General features: G+C 31.6%; 14 protein-coding genes and 1 other RNA gene. 7 read left to right on the top strand and 8 right to left on the bottom strand.

Going from position 1 to position 14,432, the window contains the following annotated elements:
* Positions 1-52: 52 nt before the first annotated feature.
* The 5 genes from JNUCC52_RS17880 to JNUCC52_RS17860 all read right to left on the bottom strand — a co-directional run bounded on the left by JNUCC52_RS17880 (position 53) and on the right by JNUCC52_RS17860 (position 7,010).
* Complete coding sequence (locus JNUCC52_RS17880) at positions 53-1,711, bottom strand: DUF2075 domain-containing protein (protein WP_337980467.1); 1,659 nt, start codon at positions 1,709-1,711, stop codon at positions 53-55.
* A 145-nt stretch (positions 1,712-1,856) separates the two neighbouring features.
* Complete coding sequence (locus JNUCC52_RS17875; RefSeq protein WP_337980466.1) at positions 1,857-3,533, bottom strand: AAA family ATPase; 1,677 nt, start codon at positions 3,531-3,533, stop codon at positions 1,857-1,859.
* The gene (locus JNUCC52_RS17870) at positions 3,524-4,558 is read right to left on the bottom strand and encodes a dsDNA nuclease domain-containing protein (RefSeq protein ID WP_337980465.1); all 1,035 of its coding nucleotides are present in this window, start codon (positions 4,556-4,558) and stop codon (positions 3,524-3,526) included. The genes JNUCC52_RS17875 and JNUCC52_RS17870 overlap by 10 nt, the downstream gene beginning before the upstream one ends.
* 390 nt (positions 4,559-4,948) lie before the next feature.
* Positions 4,949-5,626: a phospholipase D-like domain-containing protein gene (locus tag JNUCC52_RS17865; RefSeq protein WP_337980464.1), complete on the bottom strand. Its 678-nt coding sequence runs from the start codon at positions 5,624-5,626 to the stop codon at positions 4,949-4,951.
* Position 5,627: 1 nt separating this feature from the next.
* Positions 5,628-7,010: an MrcB family domain-containing protein gene (locus JNUCC52_RS17860; RefSeq protein WP_337980463.1), complete on the bottom strand. Its 1,383-nt coding sequence runs from the start codon at positions 7,008-7,010 to the stop codon at positions 5,628-5,630.
* 347 nt (positions 7,011-7,357) lie between these two features.
* Between JNUCC52_RS17860 and JNUCC52_RS17855 the strand changes: the two genes are divergently transcribed.
* The 4 genes from JNUCC52_RS17855 to radC all read left to right on the top strand — a co-directional run bounded on the left by JNUCC52_RS17855 (position 7,358) and on the right by radC (position 9,607).
* Complete coding sequence (locus tag JNUCC52_RS17855) at positions 7,358-7,573, top strand: hypothetical protein (protein WP_337980462.1); 216 nt, start codon at positions 7,358-7,360, stop codon at positions 7,571-7,573.
* Positions 7,574-7,576: 3 nt separating this feature from the next.
* The gene (locus tag JNUCC52_RS17850) at positions 7,577-8,083 is read left to right on the top strand and encodes a hypothetical protein (RefSeq protein ID WP_337980461.1); all 507 of its coding nucleotides are present in this window, start codon (positions 7,577-7,579) and stop codon (positions 8,081-8,083) included.
* Positions 8,058-8,831 (top strand): hypothetical protein, encoded by a 774-nt coding sequence (locus tag JNUCC52_RS17845; RefSeq protein WP_337980460.1) that lies wholly within the window; start codon positions 8,058-8,060, stop codon positions 8,829-8,831. The genes JNUCC52_RS17850 and JNUCC52_RS17845 overlap by 26 nt, the downstream gene beginning before the upstream one ends.
* Before the next feature lie 170 nt (positions 8,832-9,001).
* The gene (gene radC, locus JNUCC52_RS17840) at positions 9,002-9,607 is read left to right on the top strand and encodes a RadC family protein (RefSeq protein ID WP_337980459.1); all 606 of its coding nucleotides are present in this window, start codon (positions 9,002-9,004) and stop codon (positions 9,605-9,607) included.
* A gap of 225 nt (positions 9,608-9,832) precedes the next feature.
* Here radC and JNUCC52_RS17835 read toward each other — a convergent pair whose 3' ends face one another.
* Both JNUCC52_RS17835 and JNUCC52_RS17830 read right to left on the bottom strand, forming a co-directional pair.
* Positions 9,833-10,192 (bottom strand): hypothetical protein, encoded by a 360-nt coding sequence (locus JNUCC52_RS17835; protein ID WP_337980458.1) that lies wholly within the window; start codon positions 10,190-10,192, stop codon positions 9,833-9,835.
* Positions 10,193-10,221: 29 nt separating this feature from the next.
* Positions 10,222-11,103, bottom strand: a complete 882-nt coding sequence (locus JNUCC52_RS17830; protein ID WP_337980457.1) for a hypothetical protein — start codon at positions 11,101-11,103, stop codon at positions 10,222-10,224.
* Between the two features lie 246 nt (positions 11,104-11,349).
* Between JNUCC52_RS17830 and JNUCC52_RS17825 the strand changes: the two genes are divergently transcribed.
* The 3 genes from JNUCC52_RS17825 (at position 11,350) to JNUCC52_RS17815 (ending at position 13,681) form a co-directional block, all read left to right on the top strand.
* Positions 11,350-12,111 (top strand): hypothetical protein, encoded by a 762-nt coding sequence (locus JNUCC52_RS17825; RefSeq protein WP_337980456.1) that lies wholly within the window; start codon positions 11,350-11,352, stop codon positions 12,109-12,111.
* A 23-nt stretch (positions 12,112-12,134) separates the two neighbouring features.
* Entirely contained in the window at positions 12,135-12,410 is a 276-nt protein-coding gene (locus JNUCC52_RS17820; RefSeq protein WP_337980455.1) for a helix-turn-helix domain-containing protein, read from the top strand.
* A 104-nt stretch (positions 12,411-12,514) separates the two neighbouring features.
* Positions 12,515-13,681, top strand: a complete 1,167-nt coding sequence (locus JNUCC52_RS17815) for a site-specific integrase (RefSeq protein WP_337980454.1) — start codon at positions 12,515-12,517, stop codon at positions 13,679-13,681.
* Between the two features lie 135 nt (positions 13,682-13,816).
* On the opposite strand, the gene ssrA is transcribed toward JNUCC52_RS17815, so the two are convergent.
* Positions 13,817-14,172, bottom strand: a transfer-messenger RNA (tmRNA) gene (gene ssrA, locus JNUCC52_RS17810).
* Between the last annotated feature and the right edge of the window lie 260 nt (positions 14,173-14,432).

Below are 14,432 nucleotides of genomic sequence, written 5' to 3'. Positions count from 1 at the left end.
AGGCATTAAAAAGTTGATTTTCAAAAATTTATAATTATACAAATTCTCCATTTTAATTTCCTCTAATTTTACCTTTTGCATTTCGATCTTGTAATAGTCTATTTCGTAATACATCATCGCTTGCATATAAAAATAATCCTTTAATCCCACGCTTCATCAAAATATTTATGGAATTTAATATTATTCTTTCTTTTGCTAATTCAGCATTCTCAATTCCTTCTATGCCTGAATATGCCCCTACATCTTTATAAGCTTCTGTTTTTATAACCAATTGATTTGATTGCTCATCAAAAGAAATAGATGGGCCTAAAACTACTCCCACATAATTCAGATCAAATCCTTGAATAGTGTAAATAGAACCAGCTTCATTTACTGTAGAAGCTTTCTCAGCCCAAGTATATTTACTATCTGTTATATTCCATGGAATTTGATAATCTCCATTATCTTCTTTAACGTAATATACTCCACCATCTTTTTTATGTAAAAAATCAAATGTAGAAACAACGCGACTTAATCCATACTTATTATTTTTTTCAATAATTGCTTCATGCATCTCTTTTAACGTCGCAAATATTTCCAATTCATAATTTTCATCATACGGTAAAGGTAATAAACATTTTTGTTTAAATTGATTAATCCAGCCTATTACATCATCATTTGCTTGCATACGGAACTGATTTGTCAACTCATAATATTGTGTAAATGAACTTTTACCAATTATGCTTTCTAAAGTGAGCTCTTTCCATAAACTTTTTAATTTTAGTACCTGATTATCGTCATATACTATCACCACAATTTTAGCAAGTTTTAACAACTCTTCTAACTGATTTTCTGCATAAAAATTATTATATGTATCTGGTCTAGTTAATAACAAATGTGCTTCGTCTACTAGAATAATATCTACTTTTTTATTTTGCTTTTTTAATTGATTTATTAAAGGTGTTGGCTTTGCAAAATTTTTAGCCTTGAGATGCTTTAATTGGGATGCAATTCCTTTATATGTTTTATACATCTCTTCATGATTCACAACTAAATAATTTTCCGTTTTATAAAGAGGCGAAGACGCTTCTGAAATATATTCTTGAATTGTATTAAAAATCGAGCTTAATACGACACTTTTTCCGACTCCAGCTTCACCTTTAATAACAAATAAACTTCCATATTCACTTTGTTGTAATTGAACTTGTTCCTCACAAAACTTTAGTACCTTTTCTTTTAAATCTAATTGATCTAATGACAACTCTTTGAATGGTGATAGTTTAAATATATCTTTATTTTCTATAATATGAAGTTGATTTGTTACAATGCCTTTTTCATATAGTCTATTCCAAAGCTCTTTAAATACTGATTGATCATAAAATGATTTATTGTAATAGTTATGTGTAAAATCATTTGTAATCTTACTTTTATTTTGTAGCTTATATTTTTCATCGCCTAAAAAATAATTTATTAATTTTGTTTCGAGATGGAAGGTTGCAGATCGATTAAATTCTTCATGCATAATCAAATGCATATATTCTAAATTATTCCTATTTTTATTTTTCATATGAGCTCGCATACGTTTTTTAAAGTAAACCGTTTCACCTATATAAGCTTCTCTAGATCCATTTAATATATAAATAACGGGATAATTTAAAAACATTTCATTATTACCAATTTTATTTAAACTTCTATCTTGAAAAGGCCATGTAGCTACTTCTATTTTATTCATCTATATCACTTCCATTAAATATTCAAAATCAACACAAAAATTCTAGATTTTTGATTGTAAAAGTATAAGACGCACAAATTCTTGATTAAACAACATTTGCGCGTCTTTTTTAACTGTTGAAAATATAATATAAAGAATTAAATCTTTATTTAAGAATAGATTCAAATCTTTCAAAAATTTCTTTGTATCCTTTATTAAAAATATTAAATGGTTCCTCTAGATCGATTCTAGCAAAATTATAACCCTCCACGGATTTTAAAGTTTGCTCATTATTTGAAATAAAAACGAAAGATTGATGTTGGTCTTCTAATTTTGAAAATATAAATGACACTGTTTTTTCAATTTCTATATTATTAAAATCGTCTTTTAAAAAAGTATCAATAAACATAGGAATATCTATTACTTCTTTATTATCCTGGCTCATTTGATATATAGAAACATATTGTGCTATAAAAGCTTGAACTTTTGAAGCTCCAGACAAATTTATATTTACTGATTCTAAATTGGAATTATAGTAATTATTAAAAGAAAATTTAATGTTAAGCTCTTCAAACGCTTTTATCATTAGCTTTTTATATTTAGAAGCAACATCAATGGAGTTCAATTCTTTTAAAGAAGTTTCTATAACATCTAATTTTGATTCCACACCCACTTTATCCCCAAGCAATCCCTCTAATTCTTCTTCAAGTCGAATATTTATTCTAGAAAGGGCGTAACTATCAGCTCTTTCAGCCATCGATACTACATTTGCATTGGCATTCAATTTCTCTTCATACTCTTTATTTGTCATTACTGTCTGGTTTAACTCTTCTAAAAGGTTATCTATATTTTTTTGAACATCATGTAATTGCATTTTTATTTTTTCACGTTCTTGAATTAAATTTTGTTTAGCTATTTGTAAACTATAATTATCTTCAATTGTATTAAAAATGCTTTGATTACATGTTGGACACTCTTTTTTCATATTTTCTTCTATCATAACTTCAATTGAACTATTAATTGAATCTTCCATTTCTTTCAATGAATTTTTTTCGAAGATATTTTGATTTAATTGGTCTTTTAATTGATGTTCTGTTTCTATAACTGAATTAAACAATTTTAATACTATTTCATAATTTTTTTTAAAATTATTTATATCAATATCTTCTAAAATTTTTATATTCCTAAGGTTCTCTTCTATAATTAATTCCTTACTTTTAATTATTGCTTCTAAATTTTGCAATTCTCTTTTTAATTTATTTTTACGAAGTATTAAATCGTAGTAATTGTTACTTCTCGCTCCAGTAAAGTATTCTAAAATCAATTTTTTATAGTCAGAAATAAAATTTATATTAGAAAAGGTATCTTTTAAATAAGACTGCCAGCTATTATCTTGATCAGTATAAAAAGGTAAAAAAATATGATTGGGAAATAACTTTGTTTCTATTCCATTTTTATCAAGTGTAGATAATTTAATATTCAATAATTCATTTAATTTTTCCTTAAAACTCGTAGTATCGTAATAAGTAAGTAATTCTTTATTTTTATATTGTAAGAGTTTAAAACAATTTTTACCTCTTCCCTGTTTTAATTTTTGTCTTACCAAGAGATAACGATCATTATCAATATTAAAATCTAATATGTATATATTATTTGGTGATGAAGTAATCAAATCTAATCCTTTAACATCACAACCAAATGTATATAATATAGATCTAGCTAAAGTAGATTTCCCTGTATCTTTTTCCCCTACAATTAGATTTACACCAGACCTAAACTTTTCATTAAAAGCTTTCTCTATTGATGGAGATAATATCGAAAACTCATTTATAACTAATTGCATTGTATCACCTCTCTCGCTATTACTATTAAAATGAGTGCTAATAATTCATGTCTTTTTAACCTAAATTTTATTAATGTAAATTCATCTTCTGTTTCAATTTTCATTACAATGTCATCAACATTTTCACAATCATTTTGAGTTACTAAATTCTTAATTTGAGTATAATCATTCTGAATAGGATGATTTCTAATTAATAAATTGTTTTGAATTTGCATAAAGCTAATTGGTACTTTGATATTTCTTTTATCAATGTCATTTAATAAGTAAACATAATCATTAAAGTTTAATTGATTATCTAACTCGCTAAAACTAGGTATTTTTTCCAACAAAAATGCACTTGTCAAAATCGTTTTGTTCTTTCGAATCTTTTTAATCTCAAATGCTAAACTTGTATACAAAGCAGCACTATTTATTTTATTTTGACCAAAAACTTGAGAAATAACATCCTCTATAAAAATCCTTGTTACTTCCTCATGACGACTTTTTGGTATAATTCTATGAGCATAAATATTTTCCCATTCATATTCCTCAAATGTGGTAGCTGAAATAATGTCCGATTTCGCTTCACTACTTAAATCGGTAAAATTAATTTTTTTAAGTTCAGCAATATTTTCTACTTCCTTAGAAAGTAATTTTGAGAAGACTTGGTTTTCACAAATTATTAAATTACTTACAACTCGATTATTCTGGACTTTTTCTTTTACTTTTAAGTAATTAATATGCATTTTTTCAATAATGGATAATCCTGAGTCATCAGAGTTTGTTTTTCGAGAAGGTGAATAAAGTACATTTGGAGTTAGATTCTTATTTAAACTCTTAGCCTGATATAAATTTATTTGATCATTAATAATTATAAAATCCTCTACTTTTTCATAAATTAATGCACACTCGGCATTAGAAAGAATTTCTGTAAACACTAAATAAATCGCGCTAGATACTTGAAATTCAAATCCATCAAGAGCGCTATCTCCGCCCTTTTCATCTGAAATTTCTAATATAGATTCAATTATCGGTTCCTCAATCATTTAATAACCCCTGTCTATAAATTCAGCTATATCTATTATTTCTTTTTAAGATAACAGATACAATGATGTATTTTTGATCATTTTTACCTTATAACATGCTAAAACATACCAATTCCTATTTTCTCAATAATTTTGTCCCATCTGGTCATCGATAGTTTGTAAACGGGAGGTAATTTTCAAAAAGAAGAATGCAATTATCGTAGACATAAATTGAAACTCATTTATCAAATAGACGTAGCAATCTCCCCAGGATTTCTCCTGAGAAGTGCTATATTTTAATTCTAAACTTCCTTTAAATGAACCAAGTTTGAACAAAAAAGCTTCTATTTGTATTCTTTAATTTAGCAACTGTATATTTAATTACGAATAATTACAATCCTCCTAGAAAAATTAATTTAGGATATCAAAAACGTAATTATTTTTAGAGATTAGCTCTTTTATTTTTTGTAATTGGTGATTAAGTAAAGGTCTAATATCATCGTCTGGAGTAGCAGTAATTAAATCTGTTTCAGAAAAATCCAATCCAATATCCGGATCACTTTCAAATACATTTCCAATCCTGTTTTCGTCCCAAATAAGCACATCACATTCATAAGGGAAATTTTTAGTTTTGCCTATCCAACTTTCCCCTTTTTGTCCATAAGCAGGGATAGTTAAATTACTACTTCCAATGATTGCCGCTAAAACTTGCCCATCTCTAACTTTAAGAGCTATTTTAGAATGCCATTTCTTATCTTTGTCCATTAAGGCTTTATAAGAATATCCAGACGCTAAACTTTCTCTTTTTAATGACATGGCTAAAGATTTATATTTACAAAAACTACATTCACAATCTAGGGGTTTCTGACATTTACTTGATTCTCTCATACCCAAAGTTACTAGTTTAGGATCAGAAACTGAGCTAAATCCTTTCTTTAATGACTTAAATAAAGATGGGTCGACACTGATATTCGTCAATGTTCCCGAGCAAATATATAATTCTTCCCCTTGTAGTGAACCTATTTTAAGTAACACTTTTCGATATAAACTTTCTTCCTCTTTAGTTCTTAATAAAATTGTAATCTTCATATTACCCCTCATTACTCTCAATGTTATAGAACTCTTTCAACTGTGTCATCGTTACTTCAATTCCTACTTGTTCTAGTCGGTCTTTTATCTTGTAATATAATGCCTCAATCATTGGTAAACGTACTTCGTCGACAGCATTATGAATTTTACGGTGACAAGTTGGACATAAACATACAATATTTGCTGCTCGATCAAGATCAACGTCAGGAAATTTTTTATAATGTGAAATCCCAACAAAATGATGTGCTTCAGCATAACTATGTTTTGATGCTTTAGAAATAAATGTTTCATGCTGTGGATCAACTTCACATTTATAATGCGCACGAATTAAAGCATCTCCCGCTTCTTTCGCACTTCTTGGATATCGTTCTTTACCACCTTCATCAACTACTGGATCCTTCGGAGAGCGAGGCTCATCTTCAAATTCAAACAGTGGGATTAATTTTTCCTTTGTAATTTCATTCGCTATTTTTTGATATTGCTCCTCATCCTGTTCCAAAAACTCTAAATCATCTTGAAGTAGTAAGTAATCATTAAACTCTTTTACACTACGACCATTCATAAATACAACGATTTTTTGATAAGCCTCCAATAATTCACGGAAATCCGAGATAAGTTCTCTATCACTTGGCATTTTTTTAGTATCGTAGTACTTCCCATAAATATGGCCTTTTTCATACCCTACTGCTAAATCTCTTGTTGAGCCTAAATCAATTTCTGTTAAATTAAAATCATCTGAATCCTCAATCATTGAACGAATAAGCTTTGCCGTATGCTGAATTTTTTGACGACCTTCTTTAGCCCCATACTTTTCACGGAAATAAGTGTATCCTTGATTCAAGCTTAAATAAAATCCTGACATATCTTCTTTGAAAAGATAAACCAAGTAGTAACCACTTGTTGCAGAAGTCGATACTGATCGATCAAAACAACATATCCAAGGTATCGTTGCCCATACACCCTGGCCAACCGAGGCACTAACATAGTATTTACTCTCATCTAATGACATTGTCTCATTTAAAATTTCAACAAATTCATTTCGAACAAAATGCCCTAGCTCATTTCCTTTAAAAGATTTTCCTTTTTCGATTAGGTATTCATCAAGCAGACGTTTAAAGGCCACATTTAAATTTCCATTGGCAAAGTTCATTACATTAACATCCTCTAATTTTAAAGAACGATTAATAAAATAATCGGCTGGCACGCTAAAGTACGCTACGATTTTTGATAATGTTTCCATATCTAAACGCTGTGTGCCATTTTCAATTTTGTTCAATGCCGTATGGTTCACTTTTATATCTCTTGCTAAATCTCTGAGATTAATTTTTCTACTTTCACGTAAATTTCTTAACTTTTCCCCCACTTGAATCATCAAATTATCCATAATATTTCCTCCTTATTGGCACAAAATCATTACGTTTGTTTCTCAAATTATTTCGCGCTTGTTTCGATTTTATTTAACTATATTTTTACATATCATGAATCTAAATGCAAGCGAAATATTCAAAATAAATTAAGTAAAAATTAAAATCCTTATATAGAAAAAAAATCTATATATTTTTGATCTGTACCTGGTCATGAATATATGAATAGGGGTTCCTTTGTTTCATGCCCCACCCCTCTACACAATAGTCGCTATGTATCCAATTTGGATATGTATCGGCTTTTTTGTTTTACAGCGAATTCAGGTGTAGTGGGATTAGCACTAAAAATTGAAAGGAGGTGAAGAAGATGAATGAATCGTTATTACGTGTTTTAATACGCGCAAAGGAAGTGAACAAATGGGTAGCTCTAAAGCATTTTGTTATGCTTCCAGTGCATCCAACAGTTTTAATGCAACTTGAAGATGAAGGACTACTATTAATAAAGCGGCATGCAAATGAAGGCGTACTCATGAAATTGACGTTAAAAGGATACCAACAGTACAAACAAATATCGGAGGAATGACGAATGAATAAAAAATCGAAATTGCGTAAGTATTCATCACAATTAGAAGACGGCATCGACGTATCACCTAAGGAAGTAAAACGCATCTACAAAGATTTACAACAAAAATACCAAGAGATTGAAGAAGAAATATTAGCAGCCATTGAACGAAATGACTATACGTTTATGTCTGACTTGGTAATAGAAAGAAATAAAATTTCATTAGCAATAAAAACAGTAGAAGCGATAGTCTATGATATTGATCGACATCGTTTCTTTTTGTTTACAGATGGTGTAAAACTTCAATCACATCTCCATAAATCATTAGCTGCACTAAACAGCACCTCGCAGAAAATAGCTAGTAGCTTAGTTAACGGAACCGCAAAGAGCCTAAAGTATAGTTCGCAGTTTAATGAAAAGTTGAATCATTCATTGAACAACATATCAGATCGATTATTTAGACTATCCAAGCAATTACTCAAACAATCTAAGGGGCGTGAAGCAAATGATGCAAGAAAAACAAAACATTGAAAATAAAGTTGTCCCACTACCTCAACCGCCTTCTCCAACACTTTCGTCGACATTACCTAATTTAGTAATCACGTCCACAGAAGCAAAGGAGCGTATAGATATGCTACAGGAATTCGTGAAAACGTCTATGGTACGTGGTATCGATTATGGAGCAATCGATGGATTCTCAAAACCAACCCTATTGAAACCTGGTGCTGAAAAACTTTGTGATGCATTCGGCTTCTTAAAGACTGTCGACGTCATCAACCGAATTGAGCAATGGGATATTGGTATTTTTTCATATGAGGTAAAGGTGACATTGTCTAACAAAGAAACTGGCGTTATCGAAGTTGAGGGCATTGGTTTATGTAACAGCAAAGAGGCTGCTTTTCGCTTCCAAGATCCTTTTACAATAGTCAATACATTGCTCAAAATGGCAAAGAAACGAGCTTTGATTGACGCTGTATTGTCAGCTACTAGGGCATCAGGATTGTTCACACAAGATATTGAGGACTTTCCAAAACCAAACCGTAAAGGAGGTGATGCACTAGCAACAGAGCACCAGTTAAAAACGTTGTATCGTATTGTCGAGGAAATGGGCATGCCAAATGGTGTAGCAAAGGAGATGATGAAGATTAAGTTCGCTGTCGACAAAAGTACACTGTTGACGAAGCAACAAGTACATGAATTCATACAAGATTTACTGCTTCTACAATATGCACAACAACAGGGCAATGAAGCAGTTATCAACCATCTAACGCAATACTAAAAACCCATCCATTGCAAACGCAGTAGATGGGCTTTTGTATGTGTAGATACATTTCACAGATGAATCTACATGTCTTTCTATCGTAATTCAAATTTAACACACATAAAGGGGTGGCGTCGACGCTGCTCCTTTTTGCATTTATAAATTTATACAAACCGGAGGAATTAACTATGACTACAATCAACCAAAACACATTCAAATCATTAATCGCAACGACATTACGTGAGAAGGAAGATGGCTACATTCTATCAGAAATCTTCACTCGTTATCCATCTATCCAAGAATTATTGGATGTGACGGAAGAAGAATTATTAAACATTAAAGGTATTGGTAAAACAAAAGCTCAACAAATCATCGCCACACTTCAATTAGCACGTATGAATCCAGTTACTACTGAACAACGTTTTCGTATTCGCTCACCACATGATGCTTATGAATTTTTGAATGATATACAGCATCTACAACAAGAGCATTTTGTTATCTTAGGGTTAAATACTAAAAATGAAGTATTGTTCCGTAAAACAATATTCATTGGTTCATTAAACGCATCTATCTGTCATCCACGTGAAATCATGAAAGAACTTATTAAACGTTCATGTGCTAGTGCAATCCTGTCACATAATCACCCTTCGGGAGACACGACACCATCTCCAGAGGATATTCAAGTTACTGAGCGATTAATAGAAGCTGGTTTAATCATCGGCATCGACATTGTCGACCATATCATCGTCGGCTCAAACAAATATCTGTCCATGAAAGAAAAAGGATACTTCTAACAAAAACGCTAAAAGAGGCTGAGTCTTCTCGCTGCCTCTTTTATAATTTTGTATATTGGGCTTAATTTAATCAGGTAAATCAAATTTGCCTCCAGTACCAGTCAAAATATCGACTTTTTAATATAATTATGTGATTTTTAGTACAATTAGATAAATTATTACGAACAAACGTTCCGAACTTCTTACTCTATCTAATTGTAACATTGGAAGAATTATTTTTCCCTATTAGATAGTATGATTACGTTTTCTATGTTTCATTTCAATGCGATCTTTTTCCATCACATAAATGCGTGCAGGTTGTTGAAACTCTATATCATCAATACCCTTATTGAACATGTCTAAAATAAAATGTTCATACTGATATACCAATGCATCAAAAATCTTTTCTGCAAGAGTATTATCATGTAATTCAACATACAAATTTTTGCCCTCAGTATCTGACAGAGCTAATATGTATTGATTTCTTTTGCTACCACGCTTTAATTTAACGTTTACAAGACTCAATACTGCATCAATTGATACTCTAGCAATTGCAAAAGTATCATGTTGAGGAAATGTATCTATTATTTCAACGGTAACATTCATATCTTCACCACCTTTTATGAACATAGTATTTAAACTACCTTTACATTCTTGGACGATACAGTATGCCATTTTATTAACTGAGAATTAAATTCGTCCCCTAAATTGATACTTGGATTTAAATAAGCAGGGTGTCTTATCAACTTCCTCCTTAGAGCTTTATCCATTGAGTTGTATGCTTCTTGTAACGTTTTGTGTTGTTGAATTATTTTTCCTAATGCTGTCCTTTTATCGATTTTTGAAACATCCACCAACACCAAAGATGTGATAGCCTTACTATCTTTCCATTGCATAAACTCATTTAGAGATGGTCTACTATTTGTCGAATACTTTTTAGTTTTCTCAATTCTAGTGATGGTTTTATTTTTCACCTTCATTTGTTTAGCTTTATCATAAATCTTACATTGTTGTCCTTTTCGGCTACCACAATAATAAGTACCAGTGTTTAAATAGTTCGAATTAGTGTTTCGACTGTAAGGTACATGAAGTGAACTCACCACCTCACTTAAACTTAGCGTTGTTATATCTATCTTTTCATCAAACGAGTGTATGAAGACGGAATGAATATTATCAAATATCATTGATAACAATAATTCTATTCCGTGGGGAGATATTTCTAAAACACTAGGATTGATACGTACTCTTGTCATCCATTGGCTAGAATTAAGACATTGCCAGCATACTTCAAAGTACTCGCTTATCAATACATTCCGAAAATAGATATTCTTACTTCTATTTTCACTGCGACTTCCTTTAATTTGATTTAAGAAACTTTTCCTAGGGTAATCTTTACTACAAAAATACACGCCATCATAAGGACAACCCACCTTGTGTTCATGGAGCATTACGTGCCTAATAACCGGATCTGAATCGAAAACCCTATCAAGTAGGTCCCCCTTGTAAATGTAATTCATAGAATAATCACTCCTAAATTCTGCGCCCGAGACCTCTGTGCATAAGGCTTAAAGTCTATCACTCTGGTCACGAACAGGGATAGTTATATCAAACATCAAAAATATTAGATTTCGTTGTCATTTCCAAATCCACACTTTCTTGAAATTAAGCATAGCATATCGAAATTAAAAATTCCAATACCTATATTGATATTTTTAACCATCCTGTTATAATGAACCTATTATATAAAGATGGAGGTAATATAAATGCAAAAGTTAACCTTGCTTCAAACAAATTTATCTGACCTTGCGAGTTTATCTCTCGGAAGAAAAATTCGATACATTCGCGAGTTTTTACAAAATGAATATGGCAACGTATTTAGCGGGAAAAGTGTTGCAAATCGTATACAGCTTATCTCACCTTCAACTTTAATTCAGATTGAAAAGGATAGAGCAAAAGATGTATATTTCGGTGTAGTTGAAGCAATAGCAAAAGACTTCGGTGCTAATTTAGAGTTATTTACGAATGATTTCTATAAAACGAAACTGCCAGATAGCGTGGATTTGATTCCATTACCTGTTAATGATTTAATTCAGGAGCAAAATGAATCAGAAAATGAATCGATACTTAATGGAATCAACCCTTTACTAGAAAACAGTCACCACATCAAAATTCAAGTAAGTAGGCAATCATCAAATATGGCTGAACAACCAGTTGTTATCGTCAAAAGTAAAGAAAAGTATTCAAAGAAAGAAATATTTGTAGTTCTTTCTACCATCTTTAATCAAGTCCGTACGCTTGATGTAGCTTTAAATCCTGAACTTGATGATTTAATTAGTTCAAACAATGCAATAATTTTATCCAAGGAATTCATTAATCACATGAATAATTTATCATTAGATTTTCCTTGGTATGAGAAACAACAAAAAATAGAATTGGACAACCAGTCATACAATTTAGCACAAAAGTATACGGAGCAACTGATAAAGAATCATGATGCAGTCAAGGAAAAAAGGAAAGAAAAATGATAAATCACAAAGGAGTGAGACACTTGAAAGTAAGTCATTTAAATTCAGAGTTAGACCATAATTCATCTCATTTAGAAAATATAATTACCGATGCTATAAACAAAGCGTTACTTTCAACCAAGCAATTGATGGGAATAAATGAATGGATGTCTTTAAAAGAAGGAGCGAAATACGCTGGTGTTTCTTACAACACATTTATGAAGTTCCGAGAAATGGGCTTGAAAGTTTCAGAAATTGATGGAGTTAAACGCGTATCGCGAAAAGAAATCGATCATTTCTTAGAAAATCATAGCTTTTGATTGTTAGCGAGAGGATTTACCATGCTGATCGATTATAATATCGATAGAGGGTAACTCCTCTCCTTTTATATCTTGCCCCCGCAACGATTATAGGAGGACTTCATATGAGAAATAAGAAAACATCACAAATACAGCCTTATAAAAATAAGCATGGTGAAACATTATATATGTTCCAAATTTATTTAGGGGCTGATGAATTAACGGGAAAACAAAAAAGAACTACTAGACGTGGATTTAAAACAAAAAAAGAAGCTGAACTTGCTCTTTCACGTATCAAAATTCAAGTTGCTGAAGGAACCTATCGTAAAGTACGTGCCGAATCTTATCAAGAACTATATGATTTATGGATTGTTCAATATGAGAAAACGGTTGAAGAAAGCACTTTTGTAAAAACACGTGGATATTTTAAAAATCACATTCTTCCTTCAATGGGGAGCTATAAAATTGACAAAATCAATATAGATATTTGTCAAAAACATTTTGATGAATGGGCTATGAAGCTTTCAAAAGCTAGAACAATTAAATCATATGCAGCTCTAGTTTTAGATTTTGGAATAAAGCGAGGGTATCTTCAAACGAACCCATTTACTCATATCGAAACTAGAATCAAAACAAAAAAATTGATTGAAGTGGAAGATAAGGATGAAAACTTTTATACACGTGAACAATTGATTGAATTCTTGAAATGCTGCGAGTTATCTCTACACTTTAAATCATTTGCTCTATTACGTTTACTTGCTTTCACTGGTATGCGAAAAAGTGAAGCATTAGCCCTTACATGGAATGATTTAAGCTTAAAAGAAAATGAGCTTACGATTTCAAAAGCTATTGGTAGAGGGGAAAGTGCGAGGCTATATTTAAAAACAACGAAAACCGGTTCTTCTCGTACAATAAAAATTGATGAAGAAACAATTGCAATCTTGAAAGAGTGGAAGAGAATTCAAAAACAAGAATATCTAGTTTTGGGTCACAATACGATGAAAGCAAACCAGCTAATATTTAGTAATTCAAAAAACAAATTTGTTCAACCTGTTCAAGTCCAAAAATGGATGTATAGTGTAATAAAGAAGCATTCTTTAACGAGAATTACACCTCATGGACTAAGACATACACACTGCTCACTTCTATTTGAAGCTGGTGCATCAATTAAAGAAGTACAAGATCGTCTTGGCCATACAGATGTGAAAACCACAATGGATATCTATACACACGTTACGAAAAAAGCTCAAGAAGGTGCCATTCAAAAGTTTGTTTCATATCTTGAGATATAAAATTATTGAATACATTTTGAATACGTTTTTGACTACGTTTGAATACAATCAGTTGAAATTGGATGAAAATAAAAAAATGCCAAAACCCTTATTTATCAAGGGTTTTGACATCTATTGAAATCATTTGATTTCATAAAATGGAGACGGCGGGAGTCGAACCCGCGTCCAGAAACTCCAATACTTCAGCTTCTACGCGTGTAGTTTGTCCATTCGCAATTCGCGTAGCATTATGCCGACAAACAGGCGTCCTGTACGCTAACCTGGAAATCTCTTGCCGGTGACTCAGGTGGCACCATCGACCGTATCCCACTAAAGTTGGGCCCCACGTTCTCTACATGGGCGATAGAGAGGCAGAGCGCTTACGAGCTTACGCTGCGAAAGCTAAGTTTTGTTGTTTGCCAGTTATTATATAACTTCCGTTGATGACGGAGCCGAGACCTCCGACGCGCGACCAAAGCTTGAACCATCCCTGTCGAATCCGTAACGTCCCCTTGAATATGATGCGAGGCACGAGGCATCGATCAAACAAGAGCTAGAATTGCTTCTAGTACGGTTGAAGAGTAGTACTACGCTTCAATACATCTGGCATTAACAATTCATATTATAAAACAAAGCTAGCTGTACTTCAAGTATAGTGCCTTATGACAGATTAATAGGTTCATTAACTATCGATTATGATTGATTAAATACTGCAAGTACACAATCATGGTCACGATTCGTTGCGCGAGCATCCTCCTTGCTCTGCGAATCT

The organism is Lysinibacillus sp. JNUCC-52 (assembly GCF_015999545.1).
In the GTDB taxonomy this organism is placed as follows: Bacteria; Bacillota; Bacilli; order Bacillales_A; family Planococcaceae; genus Lysinibacillus.
The sequence above is the reverse complement of the archived record's forward strand: the minus strand, read 5'-3'. Positions and strand labels throughout refer to the sequence as shown.